Annotated in this window: 14 protein-coding genes; 11 read left to right on the top strand and 3 right to left on the bottom strand. The window is 41.8% G+C overall.

The features are described 5' to 3' along the window. The first annotated feature begins 2 nt into the window (after positions 1–2). From RCZ04_RS08430 to RCZ04_RS08400, 7 genes are all read left to right on the top strand, one after another. A complete protein-coding gene (locus RCZ04_RS08430) occupies positions 3–452 on the top strand; it encodes a GNAT family N-acetyltransferase (RefSeq protein ID WP_460485602.1) in 450 nt (149 codons plus the stop codon). 9 nt (positions 453–461) lie between these two features. Then, on the top strand, positions 462–959 hold the full coding sequence (locus tag RCZ04_RS08425; protein ID WP_460485601.1) for a hypothetical protein: 498 nt from the start codon (positions 462–464) through the stop codon (positions 957–959). A 51-nt stretch (positions 960–1010) separates the two neighbouring features. Next, entirely contained in the window at positions 1011–1874 is an 864-nt protein-coding gene (locus tag RCZ04_RS08420; protein WP_460485600.1) for a dehydrogenase, read from the top strand. Positions 1875–1911: 37 nt separating this feature from the next. Further along, positions 1912–2265 (top strand): MmcQ/YjbR family DNA-binding protein, encoded by a 354-nt coding sequence (locus tag RCZ04_RS08415; protein WP_460485599.1) that lies wholly within the window; start codon positions 1912–1914, stop codon positions 2263–2265. 143 nt (positions 2266–2408) lie between these two features. Then, positions 2409–2897: a hypothetical protein gene (locus RCZ04_RS08410; RefSeq protein ID WP_460485598.1), complete on the top strand. Its 489-nt coding sequence runs from the start codon at positions 2409–2411 to the stop codon at positions 2895–2897. A 31-nt stretch (positions 2898–2928) separates the two neighbouring features. Next, positions 2929–4080 carry an ABC transporter permease gene (locus tag RCZ04_RS08405; protein WP_460485597.1) on the top strand — a complete coding sequence of 384 codons (1152 nt, stop codon included), beginning with the start codon at positions 2929–2931 and terminating at the stop codon, positions 4078–4080. Further along, entirely contained in the window at positions 4067–5254 is a 1188-nt protein-coding gene (locus RCZ04_RS08400; protein ID WP_460485596.1) for an ABC transporter permease, read from the top strand. Before RCZ04_RS08405 ends, RCZ04_RS08400 begins: the two co-directional genes overlap by 14 nt. Before the next feature lie 60 nt (positions 5255–5314). On the opposite strand, the gene RCZ04_RS08395 is transcribed toward RCZ04_RS08400, so the two are convergent. The 3 genes from RCZ04_RS08395 to nrdD are packed head-to-tail and all read right to left on the bottom strand — an operon-like array spanning position 5315 to position 7826. Next, positions 5315–5512, bottom strand: coding sequence for a hypothetical protein (locus tag RCZ04_RS08395; protein ID WP_460485595.1), 198 nt, complete (start codon positions 5510–5512; stop codon positions 5315–5317). 39 nt (positions 5513–5551) lie between these two features. Further along, positions 5552–6055, bottom strand: coding sequence for a radical SAM family protein (gene nrdG / locus RCZ04_RS08390; protein WP_460485594.1), 504 nt, complete (start codon positions 6053–6055; stop codon positions 5552–5554). Continuing rightward, positions 6036–7826, bottom strand: coding sequence for a glycyl radical enzyme family protein (gene nrdD / locus RCZ04_RS08385; protein ID WP_460485593.1), 1791 nt, complete (start codon positions 7824–7826; stop codon positions 6036–6038). The genes nrdG and nrdD overlap by 20 nt, the downstream gene beginning before the upstream one ends. A gap of 1434 nt (positions 7827–9260) precedes the next feature. Here nrdD and RCZ04_RS08380 point away from each other — a divergent pair. The 4 genes from RCZ04_RS08380 to RCZ04_RS08365 all read left to right on the top strand — a co-directional run bounded on the left by RCZ04_RS08380 (position 9261) and on the right by RCZ04_RS08365 (position 16778). Continuing rightward, positions 9261–11972, top strand: a complete 2712-nt coding sequence (locus RCZ04_RS08380; protein ID WP_460485592.1) for a carboxypeptidase-like regulatory domain-containing protein — start codon at positions 9261–9263, stop codon at positions 11970–11972. A gap of 449 nt (positions 11973–12421) precedes the next feature. Continuing rightward, complete coding sequence (locus RCZ04_RS08375; RefSeq protein ID WP_460485591.1) at positions 12422–13120, top strand: hypothetical protein; 699 nt, start codon at positions 12422–12424, stop codon at positions 13118–13120. 59 nt (positions 13121–13179) lie between these two features. After that, the gene (locus RCZ04_RS08370; RefSeq protein ID WP_460485590.1) at positions 13180–15012 is read left to right on the top strand and encodes a DUF5689 domain-containing protein; all 1833 of its coding nucleotides are present in this window, start codon (positions 13180–13182) and stop codon (positions 15010–15012) included. A gap of 161 nt (positions 15013–15173) precedes the next feature. Next, positions 15174–16778 (top strand): L-lactate permease, encoded by a 1605-nt coding sequence (locus RCZ04_RS08365; RefSeq protein ID WP_460485589.1) that lies wholly within the window; start codon positions 15174–15176, stop codon positions 16776–16778. Positions 16779–16800: the final 22 nt, after the last annotated feature.

Here is a 16800-nt window from a genome sequence, read left to right as displayed (position 1 = left end):
AGATGACAATAACAGCAGGTCTCACCACAGAACAGAAGCAAGCTATTATCAATTGGACAAACAATAAAGGGGCTAACTTCTTGCAACAATGGGCAGGAAAGGCTTTGGAATATCCTCTTACAATAGACCAACTTGATATGTTATCTCATTGCTTTGCTATTGAGGTAGAGGATAGTTTTGTAGGAATGATTCAGCAAATACGAGTAGAAGGCAACAACGTGCATATAGGCAGGTTTCTTATCAATCCTTTGCTTACAGGAAAAAGATTAGGCACTGAGGCAATGCACCTTTTTATCAGTATGCTTTTTGAAGACAAGAGTATTCAGTCTATTAGCTTAAACGTATTTGATGACAACCCCATAGCTAAAGCGCTTTATACAAAACTCGGCTTTGAAGTAGTGGCAACTATTGAGGGTGAGAGAAAGAAATACAAAATGGTAAAAACTGCTTAACCTTTAACTATGACTTACAACGAATTTTACAACTACATAGAGCAACTACCCAAAAAGGTAGCTAATCGCGATTTAGAAGCTTACCTTTTAGCACTATACGGTTTAACACTCCAACACAAAGAGGAGGTTTGTACCCCAATACTATGCTTAGAGCTATTAGAACAAGCTTTTACAGCAACTTCAGTGCCTTATAACGAGAGTTGGACAGCCATTCGTGAAATGCCTGAAGCTGAAGGTAGAGAGGTAGACACTTTCGCTTATACCCAAGCTGTTATTCTCTTTCAGATAGCTGAACTTCACCGTATGAGAGGCAAAGAACTACAAGACAAACAACGTTATATGGGAATCACCTCCGAAACGGGCTATGATTGGTACAATTTTGATGCCTTCTCCCTCTTAGAATGTGGTGCACAAGGACTATCGGATTACATAGGGAAAGAAGAAAACATTCCTAATGATTGGTGTTTTTTGGGAGATTTATTAGATTTAGGAAGATACTATGAGTAATGCAAGCCACATAGATAATTCAATACACTATGGAAAAAAAGAAATATTTCTATGAGAAACTGCCATATATTAAACCCTATTAACAGTCCTTTTCGTGTTTATAAGGTGATAGATATCATTCCTTTTCACGATAAAATAGCTGTGTTGCAATTTGCCTCAGCTGATACTTCTAAAAAGATGATCAAAAATGGGAAGTATGTGGATAGTTATATTTTTGTAGATATCCTTCCAGAAGGTTTTTCAGAACAAAAACGACTTTCTATCTCTTTTGAAGAAACAAAAACTTCTCTTAGGAGTGAAGCGTACTATTATTGGGAAAAGGAACAGCTCTTTATCAGCATTGAATATACCGATTTCTACGGGACTTTTGTAAATAATAGGGTGTTTGAAGTTGCTGAGGATGCTATTATAGAGCAGCAATCTTCCTATCGTATTTGTGAAAAACGTCTCACTAATGATGCAAAAGTTTATTCTTTTGGAGAAAAAGAAGTGTCTATGGCATCACCTTTTACAATGGTTTGCCGAGATAAAGAAAGTAAAGAAATACTTTGGAAGTACAAACTTTCTGCCTATCTTTACACTGAAATAGAAGCATACAAAGGGATTTTATATTTTGGTACTGCAGGCAAAGGAGGGTATTTTTATGCCATTTCTCTATATAATGGAGAAACTGTATTTAGTTATAACACAGGGCAAACAGTGCGGTTTATACACAAAGAAGATAGCATCATCATAAGCGACAAGAAACAGAAGCCTATCCTCTTAAACGCCTTAACGGGAAAAATAATAAAACCCTTAGATATTGGTCAATATACTATTGATTACGAACAACAAATGCTTTGGCATAAGGATTATTTTTATACCATTGCACGCAATAAAGAAAAAGATGTATTGGTAGTGTGTGTGAATATATAGGAGTTTTATATGCTCTGGAACCTTTTACTTGAATAAAATGAACATAGAAACTTTTAGAGATTTTTGTTTGGCTTTGCCTTACGCGACTGAGGATATGCCTTTTGGGGAGGACTTTTTGGTGTTCCGCATTGCTAATCGTATTTTTGTGCTGATGAGTCTCAATCGCGTACCTATAAGTGCCAACCTCAAGTGTGAGCCTGAGCGCGCTATAGAACTTCGCGAGCAGTACCCTGAGAAGATAGTAGCTGGTTACCATATGAATAAAAAACATTGGAACACCGTACTCTTAGAAAGCCTCCCCGAAACCCTTATCAAGGAAATGGTAGAGCATTCCTACCAGCAGGTATTGGCAAAAATACCTAAGAAAGAGAGAGAAATATTAGCATTGTAAAACCTTATATAGAACGCTTACAAGACATTGACGACCTCCCTGCTGATATACTTGCACTGCTTGCCTTATCGGAAGAAGCGCTTGTAAATTATGCTTTTACAACAAGATATGGAAAGTTTGAAAATCTAAAATAGCTTAAAACAATGAACATCCCCAATTACAACACCAAATTCGGAACCCTTACTTTCTCACAAAAGGTGGGAGATGAGTACTTTTGGGAGGGTTCTTTTCTGTGGAAAAGTGATTTTTATCAAGAAACCCTACAACTTCCGTTTTCGGTGTTTAGTAAAAAGGAAACTATCAGTGATGGAGCTATTACTTTGATTGAAAAAATCCTCGCTAATGCCGATAAATGGATTGTAAAAGCACTTTCTTATTTCCAAAAGCAATTGCGAATATATTCAGAGGGGTTTCACCTTTCGGAAGAAGAGGAAAAATACTTGTGGGTACCTTTAAGTGAAGTGCCGTTTGCAAGTCCTCAGTTCATATTCTATCAGAATATACAGAAAGAATGGGTACTACACTTTGCTGAAGGGGGCTTTGACTTTTGCGACCCTTATGGTGTTTCTTTCCACTTTGAAAATGAAGAACCTACTATAATAGAAAACTTAGAAGACGCTGAAGATATTTAATTGCCCGTGTGGCTCACACCTAATTATTATTATGTATTTATTTAAAACCGAATGCAAGAACCTATTCCTATCACCTAAACGGCTGTTTTACGTTTTGGTGTTCCCAATGTTGCTCTTTGGGTTCTTTGCGGCTGTATTCTACAAAGGGGTACCGCGCGACTTGCCAATGGCGTATATTGATTACGACAATACCCAACTCTCAGCCAGTCTGTTGCGTATGATTGAATCGACTCCTAACATTGCCCTGAGTACTAAAGTAAACGACGAGCAAGAAGCCCAACGCCTTATCCAGCAACAGCAGATAATGGGCTTTATCGTCATCCCTGCCGACTTTCAGCAAAAGCTCTTTGCTGGCGAAAACCAGTCGGTGATATGCTATACCAATAACCAGTTTATGCTGGGGGCAGGACTTATCCAAAAAGACTTCCAGACGACCATAGGCACTTTCTCTGCCAGACTCGTGATGAAGAAGAAAATGCAGAAAGGACAGCAAACTGAGCGCGTACGTGCAGAAGCTCAACCCGTGAAAGTAGCCGACTATGGGCTGTTCAACCCTTATTCTAACTACGCCTACTACCTGCTCACGGCTCTCTTGCCAATGATGCTCCAAATGATCGTAATGATGGTAACGGTATACGTTTTAGGGATAGAATTCCGCTACAAGCAAGGCAAACACTGGTTGAAGCAAGCAGGCGGCAGTCCGCTAAAGGCATTAGTGGGTAAGCTGTTGCCTTATACGCTGTTGCTCTTTTTTGTAGCGTGGTGGATGAACTATTTGTTGTTCGACCTTATCGGGGCTCCGCTCCATATCCCAATGTTTAACGTGGTGCTCATCACCTTTGCGCTCGTGGTAGTGTATCAGATTATTGGGATTACCTTTGTGTCCCTATTACCCGATTTCCGCACAGCACTTACGGTAGGCAGTGGGTTTACCGCTATTGCGTTCTCGTTTGCTGCCTATACCTTCCCGATGGAAGGTTTGCCCCGCAGTATGCAGTATTTGGCGCAGATATTCCCTTATGCACACTTTATGAAGTACTATGTGAACCGCGCCATTAAGGGCATTCCGGTAGAGATGACCTGGCAACCACTCTTGGCATTACTGCTTTTCGGTTTGCTGTTAGTATTAGCGTACCCAATGTTTGTAAAGAAAATAAAATCAGGAGGATATGAGAAAGTTTAGCAGTTATATATATCAAAGTTCATCCGACTTTACCAGAGCGATGCTTTGGGAAGCCAAGTACATTTTTCGCGATCGTGCGGTGTTTTTCTCGTTTGTGATTGTGGCAACCGTAGTGTCGTTCTTGTATACCTATCTGTATTCTGAAGAGACCTTGCAAGAACTGCCTATAGGCGTGGTAGACCAAGACAATACCACTAATAGCCGACAGTTACTCAGGATGATAGATGCCAATAGTGGGGTAGCTATTTACAGCAGTTATCTGAACCTATCGGAAGCGCAAAAGGCTTTTCAGCAGGAAAAAATACGCGGTATTATCACCATCCCTAAGGATTTTGGCAGAGACTTGCAGCGCGGCGAACAACCCACCATATCCGTCTACGCGGATGCTTCTTATATGCTGTATTACAAGCAAGTGCTTACGGCAGCTAAAATATCGGCAACCTACCTCAATGCAGGAGTAGAACTCAAACGCAACAGTGCGCAAGGCAAGCTCCCCAGCCAAGCTCGTAGCGATGCGATGCCCGTGAGTGCCCAAGTGGTGAGCTTGTACAACCCTTCTTCGGGCTATGCTACTTTCCTCATTCCCGTAGTATTGGTGATTATTTTCCAAACCACTATACTCACGGCGGTAGGTATTTTAGGTGGTACGATGCGTGAAGGCAACAAACTCCGCAAGATATACCCCAACTCCCACAGTTTTTGGGGAGCTCTGCCTATTGTAATGGGGAAAGCGACTACCTATTTAGGCTTATCGGCAGTTATTTTGCTCATTATTTTGGGAATTGTAATGCCTCTCTTTGGCATCCCCGTGCGCAGTAGTATGCTTAGCGTGTTGGTATTTATGATTCCGTTTATCTTGGCGGTAGTATTTATGGGACTCTGTCTGTTGAACTTCGTACGCCGTAGGGAAGATGCGATTATGCTCATAATGTACACCTCACTCCCTGCCGTAATGCTCACTGGCTTTTCGTGGCCTTCAGTAGCAATGCCCCAGTGGTTGAACTACCTCGCCTATTTGGTGCCTACCACTTTTGGCAGTAAAGGATTTATATCTATCACCCAAATGGGCGCCGACCTCACTACTATTATGCCGTTCTGGACGGGAATGTGGGGATTGTGCTTGGTGTATTTAGTATTAGCAGCCCTTACGTTGAGGAAAATTTTGAATAGGTAAGAGGTAAAAGATAAGAAGTAAGAAAGCGTGACTTGAGATTTTCAAGCCGCGCTTTTTGGTTTATTTGTTGTTGTTAGCCTTAAAAATAAAGTAATGTATTACCCCTAACACGATGGAAATAATCAATGAAGAGATAATATTCCGCAGAAGATTATCGTAATTGAATGGCATTTTCCACAAAATTGCATCAAGTAAGGTAAAACCTACCACGTAGCCTACAAAAAACTGTAAGGTAACAAGAAATGATTGTTTTTTCATAGCTTCATTATTTATTTGGTGTTATTTTTCTTATTCACATTACCCAGCTGCCTTCAAGCTTGATTTTCCTTTTACCTTCAAAAATACCTCATTCATCACCTCACCGGTTTGCAGGTTCAAGAACTCTTGATTGGTGATAGGGCTGTCCAAACCGCCGAGCTTGGGTAGCCACTTGCCAGTTTTGATATAATCTAAGCAACCTAACAATTCAGGGTATTTGCGCTGTACTTGCTTGAGGTTGAGACCGGTGTAAAGAGCAGTTTTCAGGCGTTTGCACTTTACTTGGAAGATGAGTGATAGCAGGGTTTCTACTTGCCACTCGCCGCCCATAAAGAGCACACAGCTAATCATATCTTCGTACTTGCTGAGTAGCTGTTCCAAGCCTTCTTTAGTGAGCGCACAACCTTTGGTGCCGTCCCAAATATATTCGGAATGGCAACCCTCGCAGGCTAACGGACACCCTGTGATAGTGAAACACAGGGAAATCTCGTTAGGGACTTCTTGGAGGACGATGTCGTAACTGCTATACCGTAGTGTGCCCATAATAACGTATTTTAGCTTCTTTTTGTCGGTCTTTTGAGAAATTAGTGATACGCTTGAGGTAGCCTATCACACGCGTTGCGTGGTCTACATTTTCTGAGCCACAATGGGTACAGTGGTCGTGAGTGTGCTTATCAATATAGCCACAATCGTTGCAGACGGTAACGCAAATATTAAAGCAGAAATAGTTGCAACCTGTTTTAGCAGCTACGTTTAGGAGCTTGTAGAAACCTTCGGCTGTGGTGTATTCTTCGAGATTGCAATGGTAAGCTGAGCCACCGTCTAAGTACTGAATATAGTCGTTGCCGTGGAGGTAGAACTTATCAATAAGGTTTTGAGAGTCGTCTTCCACGATGTAGAAATACGAATTGTAGCAATCGCGAGGTACGAAGAGCCCATCGGCTTTATCCCACGCTGCATTTTTCACTCCGAGATTTTCGGCAGGTACAAATTCGGTATTAAACATAAAACCGTATTTGGCTTTGGCTTCCTTATTTTTGTCGTAAATGAGTTTGAGGTTTTTGTTGATAAACGCCTTGTAGTCGAGGTTATCAGATATTTTAATGCCTAAGTACTCGGCAGCTTCCACCATTCCGTTGATACCGATAGTGAGGAATTGTTTATCTAAAGAGATAAAGCCTGCATCGTATACTGGTAACATACCCGCATCTTTGTACTCTTGGACGATAGCACGATAAGCCACTTGGTACTTATGAATATTATCTAAAGTGCGTTCGAGCGACAAGTGTTTTTGGTATAGGCGGTTCATATTAATGGTAATCACATTGATACTACCGGTTGAAACGCCTCCTGCGCCAAGTGAATAACTAAAGGTATTATCGGAAATCTCGTTGCGCAATCGGCAGCAGCTGGCCAATGAATCGGCATTATCAGATTGATAAATGAAGAACGCATTACCCTCGCTGAGTTCTTTGGCACAGAAGTGGGCAAAATGCTCGTCGTATACCTTCTTATCTTTGGTGAGCATTGCTGCGGTAACCACAGGGAAGGTAAGGATGGCTTTGGTGCGTTCGATATTGAACCAATGCATAAAGAACTGTTGCAACTTATCTAAGGACTCGTATGTAGGCTTGCTACCATCAGGATAAACGAAAGTGCCGAACATTGAATCAAAATAAGGGCGGTCGTAGAGAGAGATATTCCAGAACACTGATTGGTAACCACGTGCTGCTGCGGGCTGATTAATCGCATAGACCACGTGTTGCAATTCGTTTTCAATCACTTCGCGATGGGTATTAAGATAGTCGTCGCCGTAATCTTTACGTGCAAAATGGTCGAAATACATTAGGAACTCAACGGTAGCTACTGCTCCTGCGAATTGAGAAGATACTGAAAACAAGAAATTCACGAACGACCCGCAATAGCTTGCCAAATGCTGAGGGGCTTTACTCTCTCCGCCGAGTTTTAGGAGTCCATCTAAGAGGAGCGGATACATTGAAACGCTTACGCAATAAGGTTTGAGGCTGGTCTCGTCGTGCACATAAATTTCGTGACTCTCAATTTGACGGATATACTCGTCGGCTAATTCTTTGCCAAAGAGTTGTTCAATTTTGTGAGAGACGAGCGAGCGGTTTACTTGGATATTGATATCCTTATTGAGTTCTGCCTCCATAGTAGCGATGTTCTTATGGGCTACATTGGCATTGGCATCGAAGAGGGAACCGGTAGCGGCATTGTGAGATTGTAGGTAATTTTCGATAAAATTACGCTTAGTGTCTAACTGTTCAGCTGTAAGCTTAGTGAATTTACTCATAATTTTTTATTTTATTATTATTTCAGTTACAAAATTTAATCAAGGGATAAATTAACTTGGTGATTAAAACATCCCCCCTATTCACTTACTCCGCTCTCGCGGACAACCTTCAAAGGGGGAGATGTGACGGAAAAGCGACAATATTTATTAACAATTTCCAAGAGCATAAAGTAAAAAGGTGTTGATAGGATACAAACACAGCTTAACGACTTTATTTTTTACTTTAAAAAATTTATTTAGAGAGAAAGAGAGTACTGAGAGATTTATATAAATCACTCATTTATAACGCATTGAAAAGAATTGCTTTTATAAGTTCCCTAAATAAGGGGAAGTGTTTTTTCCTTAGTTGCTGGGGCAAAGGTACGCAATAAAATGATAAGTTCTAAACAAAAATGAAATAGTTATCAACACAGTTATTAACAATTTCAGCAAACGATTTGATAGTTATAAGGTTAGAAGAAAAACATTTTTTAAATTAACAAATTAGGTGTTAGTTCACGGGCATTAGGTGTTAGGGAGGGGGTATGGTAAGACTAAAAGTGTGTGGTTAATTGGAGTTTTCGGAGGGGGTCTGAAAGGCTATAAGAGCTTTGAATGACTTGGGCAAATTGGGGTTTTTGGAGAAGTTCTGAGAGACTCAGAGGGAGATTGAGGAGGGCGGAAGATATCGGAGGGGAACGGAAGGGGTTTTTTAGGTAAAAGATAAAAGGTAAAAGGTAAAATGGGTATGCGGAGCTTATACAAAGCTTATAGGAAGCTTATACGAATCTTGGACGATTGTTATACAAAGGGTGTGTAACTAATTGGTTAATACTGTAATACAATAATGCCAATAATGCCGAAAAAGGGGTTTCGAGGCGAAAGAAAAAGGTCGTAGCACGACGGGCAGGGGAAAATTAGAGCAATAGGCAATAGGAGGAGATGCGGTGGTAACCTCCCCCTAACCCCCTCCAAAGGGGGAATTAGTGACGGAAAGGAGATAGTAAGGCACACGGGCAGGTTAAAAATTAGAGCAATAGGCAATAGGGTTGTGACGGACACTATTGTTATATAAACATCTTTTTAATATTGTGTAAACATTCCCCCTCTCACATACTCCGCTCTCGCGCTGTGCACATACCCAGCTGTGAGCCCTCGCTGGCTATCTTCAAAGGGGGAGATGCGACGGGGAAAGTAAAGGAAAAATGGAGATAACCTCCCCCTAACCCCCTCGGAGAGGGGGATTTGTAGGGGCGGAAAGGCGAGAGAAAATGTGCAGAAACCTCCCCATAGACCTCCTCAAGAGGGGATTTTCTTAAAGAAAACATAAAGATAATAAGGCAGAAATAGCTGTGTTTGACCTTTTTTGAAATAATTTTATTTCGTTTATTTTGCTATTTCATTTTTTTGTTGTACCTTTGGCACGTAATTCAAAGAAATCAACCTCATAGTATTATGTTAAGGAAATTATATCTCTATGTGCTATTGTTCATTTCGGCTTCGGCATTTGCGCAAGTGAAAGTGGAAGGGACGGTAATAGATGAACTAAGCAACAAGCCTTTGCAAGGGGTGAAAGTGCGTGTGAGCACTTCTGCGCGCGAGGCAGTTACCAACAGTAATGGTAAGTATACGCTACAAATGCCACAAGGGGAACATTTGCTACTTTTCTCGCTTAGTGGTTATGGTAGTGCTGAGCAAGTTATCACATTGGAAGGCGCTGAGCCTTACACGGTGCCTACGGTTGCGCTCTCGGGCGACTATCAGCAGGAGGCTGAGCAATTGGCGGTGATTACAGAAAGCGAACTAGAAGACGACGAGAGTGGTGCTGATGCGATGTCGGGATTATTGCAAAGTTCACAAGATGTGTTTATGCGCCGGGCGGCTTTTGATTTTAGTTCGGTGTTTTTTAAGCCTCGTGGTTATGACTCTAAGGACGTGACGGTGCTTATTAATGGTATCCCGATGAACCGCCTTGAGAACGGGCGTGCCCAATGGGCGAACTGGGGTGGGCTTAACGATGTTACGCGCAACCAAGAGATGAGCAATGGACTCGTAAAATCGGACTATACTTTTGGGGGTTTGATGGGTTCTAACTACATCAGTGTGCGTCCGTCGCTTAACCGTGCGGGGCTTCGCGTTACGGCTTCAGCCAGCAACCGGAGTTATACTGGTAGGCTGATGGCTACGTACAACTCGGGTGTACAGCGCAACGGCTTGGCGTATATGGTTTCGGCATCTCGGAGGATTGCGCCTCAGGGCAGTTGGGTAGACGGTACGCTTTACAATGCTTATGGTTTTGCAGGAGGGTTAGAATATCAGCCGAATGACCATCACAGTTTTAACTTGATAGGTATGTTTGCGCCTGTGAAACGCGGTAAGACCTCGCCACTGACTCGGGAAGTGCTTGATTTGATGGGTTACCAATACAATCCTTATTGGGGTAAACAAAACGGCGACAAGCGCAATTCGCGCAATCGTATTGTTTCAGAGCCTATCTTTGTTTTCTCGTACAACTATTTGAAGAACGACACACGCTTAAATATAGACTTGGGCTATCAGTTTGGTGAAATAGGCAATACGCGCATTAGTTATGCGAATGCTCAAAATCCTGAACCTAACTACTATAAGCTTTTACCAAGTTATTACTTGAACCAAACGCCTTCAGACCCAGCGATGGCAGCTTTACAAAAAGACTATTTTTTAACGCACTCACAACTGAACTGGGAGGAGCTTTACCAAGCGAACTACAACACTACTGATAGGCGCAGTGCTTTTATTGTGAGCAATGATATCAACCGCGAGCGTACGCTCTCAGCCAATGTAAACTTTTCGACACCTATTCACGAAAACATCAAATGGACATCGGGGATAGTGTACCGGAAGATTTCTTCGGATAATTTTGCTGAGGTAGACGATTTGCTTGGCGGTGATTACTTTATGAACTACGATTACTTTGAGAGTAAGCCTTATAATGCCAACGAGGCAGATATGAGAAAACAAAAAGGCGACAAGTGGAATTACTTCTATACGCTTAACAGCAATGTAGGAGAAGCCTTCACTCAGTTTGAATTTACGTTCAAGAATGCTGAATTGTTTGTGGCAGGGCGTTACCATTATACTGATATCCAACGCGAAGGCAAGTTCAATTATCCTCTCTATGCTGATTCTTACGGAAAGGGTGCTCTGCAAGTGCAAAGTGGTATGAGCACCAAAGCTGGACTTACTTACGCGCTTACCGGGCGACATTTGCTACAAGTGAATGTGGGCTACTTTAACACGCCACAATCGGTACGCAATATTTATGCAAACGTGCGCAACTCTAACCGCTTGTTGCCTAATATTAAGAACGAATTGGCTTACACTGCCGATGCGAGCTATATTTTGCGATCTTCGTTTGTGAAAGGTAGGCTTACAGGGTTCTTTACCGAAATAGAGAATACGGCAGAGACGAACTTCTTCTATACCGAAACGGCTCTTACTGATGAGATTGACAGGGATTTTGTGGCTCAAACAGTAGATGGTATCAAGAAACGCCATTTTGGTTTGGAATTTGGAGCGGAAGCACAACTTTTGCCAACGCTGAAACTTACGGCAGCTGCTGCGGTAGGACAGTATACTTACATCAATAATCCATCGCTTTACATTTCATCAGGGGAGGTGAACAAGGCTATTGATGAGGTAACGATGAAGAATTACCACGTGCCCAGCGGTCCGCAACAAGCCTATTCATTAGGTTTGGAGTATCGTAATCCGAAGTATTGGTGGATAGGGGCAACTGCTAATTTATTAGCGAAAAACTACGTATCGCTTTCGGCTTTGAACCGCACTTCGCAGTTTTTTATTGACCCTAACACGAAAGCTCCTTTTACTAATATTGATACTGATTTGGCTCGCAAGCTCCTCAAACAAGAGCGTTTGGACGATGTGTTCTTGGTAAATCTTGTGGGAGGTAAGTCGTGGAGACTCAACAAGACCTATGTGAGCTTAATGGTGAGCGTGAATAACTTGTTCGACACTCAGTTCCTTTCAGGTGGTTTTGAGCAATCGCGCACTGCCAATTACGGACGTATGGTACAGGACAACGCTCAAGGTGTGCCATCGTTTGGCAATCGCTACTTTGTGGGTTACGGACGTACTTATATGGTGAACTTAGCAGTGAGCCTTTAGTGCGAGCCGCACGGGCAGTCGTAGCACGACGGGCAGAGTGAGCCACACGGGCAGGTAAAAAGGTAAGGAGAAAAAGTAGCTTGCTTATTTAGCGGGTGATTGTGGACGACCTACAAAGGGAACCTCCCCCTATTCACTTACTCGGCGATTGCCGACAACCCTCCAAAGGGGTATAACCTCCCCCTAATTCACTTACTCCGCTATCGCGGACAACCCTCCAAAGGGGGAGTTAGTGACGGTTATTATATACGAATAACAAAACAAAATGTTGTTCATTTGAACATTAAAAATATGAATTAACGGTTGAGTTAATCAGTTGATTATAAACATCCCCCTAACCCCCTTCGAAGGGGGAGGTAGCGATGCTTATTAAACACGAAGGACATAACTCTCAATAAAAACAATATACTATATTTTTCAACTCTTGATTTGCTTTAATATATAATATAATGAATAAAAAATCTATTTTCAGAAAAGGGGCTTTGGCGCTCCTTGTAGCAACCACAGTATTGGTAGGTTGCTCTAAAGACAACAATTCGAACCCAGCCCCTGATACTCCTAACAATCCTCAGGGGACACCTTATATGCAATTTACCACTAAAAAAAAGGTGGGAAGCGAAATAACACTGACGATAAACGCTAAAGAAGCGGATAAAAAGGACGTGTGGGTAGACTTGAATAACAACGGTGTGTACGACAGCGGCACTGATGTTCGCTTGAGTGCTACTACGGCAAAGTATAAACTGCAAGACACTATAGTGAAAGTTTACGGTAAGGTAACATTTTTGAAATGTGATCGCAATGAACTAACTTCGTTAGATGTAACTCACAATACCGTATTGGAAAGATTGGATATGAGCCATAATAAAATAAAAGAAGTGAACTTGCGCAACAATACCCAACTCACTTACTTAAAAGTGTCAAATTTACCTCTTGAAGGATTAGACCTCACCGCTAATAAAAAGCTGAAAGAATTACGCTTTAACCTCACCTTTTCGGGTGAAAAACTCAAGAAAGTTGTGAGTACGATGCACGAAAACGGAGGGGGCACTGTTTATATGAACCCTAAAATTATCGAGAGTAAGGAAGAGCAGCAAACAAAGCGAACTTTGGAAAAAAAGAAATGGACTATAGGGCATTGCTATTAAGCAAACTCTTGAAAATACGACGAAATATTGATAACACATAACTGTAAACTTATAGCCATATGAAACTAAACGTATTAAAACCCGCAGCGATAGCCCTACTTACGGCATTCGCTATGACATCGTGTGTGAAAGACGACGATTATGACATTCCCGATCCTAACGGGAAAAAGCCACTACCTGAATACAACGGACAAGTAGTAACCTTTGCTAATGTACTCACGAAAGTAACCGCTTCGGTGGCTACTTATACCGCCGATGAAGCTATTGAGGGGTATGTAATTTCCAGCGATGAAGGAGGTAACTTCTACAAGAAAATCTACATACAGAACGCTGATAAGAATCAAGGACTTTCAGTAGCGATTGACAAAAGCGGTCTTTATACTGAGTTTCCTGTAGGAGCAAAGGTGCAATTGCGCCTCAAAGACCTTACCACACAGCTTAACAATAGCGCTATAGAGGTAGGTCACGGCACGTATACTGCTAAAAGCGGAAGAGTGAGCGTGGGCACAATGGCTGAGGTGATTTACAAAAAGCACTTGTTTGACACAGGTGAGCGCAAGACCGTTGCCGAATTAGCCAAAACGAGCACTTCTATACAAGAAGTATCAACCGATGCGCACGTAGACCAGCTGATTACTCTTAAAGGGGTACACTTCCCTACTGATGCCGTAGGTAAGACACTTTACGACAAAGATAACGCTCTTGGTGGAGCTACCAACTACAAGCTTACCGATGCCAATGGTAAGACTATTATCTTCAGAACCAGCAGTTACGCTAAGTTCAAGGACGAGAAAGTACCCTCAGGAGAAGTGGAAGTAACAGGAGTGCTTACTAAATTCAATAAAGACTATCAATTTATGATTAGCAATTATGCTGATTTGGTAGTGAAAGGAGGGACTTCTACTGGTACGCAAACCGGCACACAGACTTCTACAACAGTTGAAACTTTAGAAGCGAGCAATGCTACTGTAGCCGATTACGTAGTAGGCAAAACTGTAAAACTGCACGGCACTACTGTAGTAAAAAGTGGTAGAACTTACATTGTTTTCAAAGATGGTACTGAAATACAAGTCTACTCAGCTAAGGGCGTAACTATTTCGGACGAGGCTAAAGAAAAGTTGGCTACCGAAGGTTATGAAATAAATGTTACAGGGGTCTTTACTGACTATACACTTAAAAACGGTACTGTTGTAAAAGAAATTCTATACAGCAAAGAAAGTGACATAGAATTTATAAAAGCACCGGCTGCGATTACTTATGTAGAGGTAGATGCTACAACGGCTACTCTTGCTAATGATTACCAAAATGGCAAGCACGTAATCTTAAAGAATGCGACCCTAAAAGTTGAAGGCAATAAATCATATGTTGTTTTCACGGATGGTAATAAAATACAGCTGTACTCACCTAACTTTAGTTCTCTTAGCAAAGATGCTAAGGCTAAATTGGGTACTGACGGACAAGTACTCACTTCAATCAAAGGAAAGTTTGAAGATTATACTGCGAACGGAAATACGGTACATCAGTTGGTATACGCTGCGGAAAGTGACATTGTATTTGGTGCTACCCCAGTGGTACAGCTTCCTGAGCTGAATGCAGCGACTGCTACTGAAGCCGACTTTAATACTTACAAAGGGAAAAAAGTAAAATTGGAAGGCACTATTACTATAAAAGGGAAAAGTAGCACATTCTTTGTTTTCAAAGATAATACAGAAGTACAAGTGTATGCTACCAATACAGTATTTAAAACATTATCTAAAGAAACTAGAGATAAACTAAAAACAGAAGGGACAAAGCTAATTGTCACAGGAACTTTGGGAGAGCACACTAATAAAGATAATGTAACTACTAAGCAAATTAAATACGAAAAAGAAGCTGATTTAGACTTCCAATAGGAAAAAAGATTTCTTCATTTGTTGTGATAAGAGTGAGCTCCTAAAAAGGCTCACTCTTTTTTGTCTTTGCTATTTCGCTACCAAATATTTTTCTTTCGTAATATTTGCATATTAAATTAAAAGTATTATTTTTGCCCTCGAAAAGAAAACTTAAAAAACTTATGGCTTTATTTCTTAGTGTACTTCCCATTGCGCTACTTATCTACTTGATGGTAAAAAAGAACGCGCTTCCGTCATATATTGCTCTTCCGTTAATTGCGGGATTGGTATATGTGTTGCACCTTACCTATTTTGAAGGCTCGTTTGTAGCCGTAAACGCCAACTTTATCAAGGCAATCATTTCGGTAGCTACGCCCATTACCGTAATTTTTGGGGCGGTGCTCTTTAACCGAATGATGGAGATGAGCGGGGCGATGAATGTATTGCGCCGGTGGTTAGGCAATATCAGTCCGAACCCTGTGGCACAGTTGATGATTATAGGTTGGGCGTTTGCCTTTATGATTGAAGGAGCGAGTGGTTTTGGTACCCCTGCTGCTATTGCGGCGCCTCTGCTTGTAGGGTTAGGTTTTAAGCCCTTGCAGGTGGCTATACTTGCACTTATAATGAACTCAGTTCCTGTATCGTTTGGAGCGGTGGGCACCCCTACGTGGTTTGGTTTTGGTACACTGATAGGCAATGGGGCTATCTCGGATGAACAGCTTTCGGACATAGGCAGAATTACGGCTATTGTGCACCTGTTTGCGGCTATTGTGATTCCTGTAATGGCGCTGAAAGTGATTGTGACCTGGCGACAAATAAGCCGGAATATAGGGTTTATCTTGATTAGTATTTTTGCTTGTACTATTCCGTATGTAGCTATAGCGTGGTTCAACTACGAGTTTCCTGCTTTGGTAGGAGGGGCTATAGGGTTGTTCATTTCAGTGGTTGTTGCCAGCAAAGGCATTGGGCTCTCGAAAGCCGATGCCAGTGAGATGCATCACGAGAAGGTAAGAACGCCAGAGCTCTTTAAAGCGCTTTTTCCTACGGCTTCACTTATTGTGATTTTAGCACTTACCCGCATTAAACAACTCCCACTAAAAGCCCTTTTGAATGATACCACCGAGTGGTTTAGTGTTCACTTGGGATACCTCGGAGATTTTGAAGTTACTAAAGGGCTTATTTTTTCGCTGAACAATATTTTTGAAACGGGAGAGAACGAGAGTTACAAATTACTTTACGTGCCTGCGCTTATTCCGTTTGTGGTTACAGTATTGATTTCTATTCCGCTGTTCTCACTCAAGTGGAAACAAACCAAAGAGCTCTTTACTGCGAGCTTCGTACAGATACAAAAGCCTTTTTTGGCATTAGTAGGGGCGCTCATTATGGTGAATGTGATGCTAATGGGAGGAGAAAACTCAATGGTACAAATTATTGGTCGCGGATTAGCAGATGCTACGGGTAGCCATTGGACGATGTTTGCTTCGTATTTGGGTGCGGTAGGAGCGTTTTTTTCGGGCTCTAATACGGTGTCCAACCTTACCTTTGGAGCGGTGCAGTATTCGGTTGCCAATGCTACGGGGCTTTCAGTGCCCTTAATTCTCGCTTTGCAATCGGTAGGGGGTGCGATGGGGAATATGGTGTGTATCAACAATATTATTGCGGTGTGCTCGGTTTTGGGCATTGACAAAGCCGAAGGGAAAATACTCAAGATTACAGCTGTACCTATGTTTGTATACGGAGTGATTGCTGCTGTAGTAGCCTACTTGGTGATACCGCTACTGTTCTAGCAAAAATATAACACTAACAATC

This window comes from Capnocytophaga sp. HP1101 (assembly GCF_054772415.1).
Note: the sequence above shows the minus strand (reverse complement) of the source record. Positions and strands in the feature narration are given on the sequence as shown.

Excerpts from the sequence above, each read along its gene's own strand:
- RCZ04_RS08380 (WP_460485592.1), top strand. The coding sequence starts at position 9,261 with ATGTTAAGGAAATTATATCTCTATGTGCTATTGTTCATTTCGGCTTCG.
- RCZ04_RS08410 (WP_460485598.1), top strand. The coding sequence starts at position 2,409 with ATGAACATCCCCAATTACAACACCAAATTCGGAACCCTTACTTTCTCA.
- nrdD (WP_460485593.1), bottom strand. The coding sequence starts at position 7,826 with ATGAGTAAATTCACTAAGCTTACAGCTGAACAGTTAGACACTAAGCGT.
- RCZ04_RS08430 (WP_460485602.1), top strand. The coding sequence starts at position 3 with ATGACAATAACAGCAGGTCTCACCACAGAACAGAAGCAAGCTATTATC.
- RCZ04_RS08365 (WP_460485589.1), top strand. The coding sequence starts at position 15,174 with ATGGCTTTATTTCTTAGTGTACTTCCCATTGCGCTACTTATCTACTTG.
- RCZ04_RS08370 (WP_460485590.1), top strand. The coding sequence starts at position 13,180 with ATGAAACTAAACGTATTAAAACCCGCAGCGATAGCCCTACTTACGGCA.
- RCZ04_RS08400 (WP_460485596.1), top strand. The coding sequence starts at position 4,067 with ATGAGAAAGTTTAGCAGTTATATATATCAAAGTTCATCCGACTTTACC.
- RCZ04_RS08415 (WP_460485599.1), top strand. The coding sequence starts at position 1,912 with ATGAACATAGAAACTTTTAGAGATTTTTGTTTGGCTTTGCCTTACGCG.
- RCZ04_RS08395 (WP_460485595.1), bottom strand. The coding sequence starts at position 5,512 with ATGAAAAAACAATCATTTCTTGTTACCTTACAGTTTTTTGTAGGCTAC.
- RCZ04_RS08425 (WP_460485601.1), top strand. The coding sequence starts at position 462 with ATGACTTACAACGAATTTTACAACTACATAGAGCAACTACCCAAAAAG.
- nrdG (WP_460485594.1), bottom strand. The coding sequence starts at position 6,055 with ATGGGCACACTACGGTATAGCAGTTACGACATCGTCCTCCAAGAAGTC.
- RCZ04_RS08420 (WP_460485600.1), top strand. The coding sequence starts at position 1,011 with ATGAGAAACTGCCATATATTAAACCCTATTAACAGTCCTTTTCGTGTT.
- RCZ04_RS08405 (WP_460485597.1), top strand. The coding sequence starts at position 2,929 with ATGTATTTATTTAAAACCGAATGCAAGAACCTATTCCTATCACCTAAA.
- RCZ04_RS08375 (WP_460485591.1), top strand. The coding sequence starts at position 12,422 with ATGAATAAAAAATCTATTTTCAGAAAAGGGGCTTTGGCGCTCCTTGTA.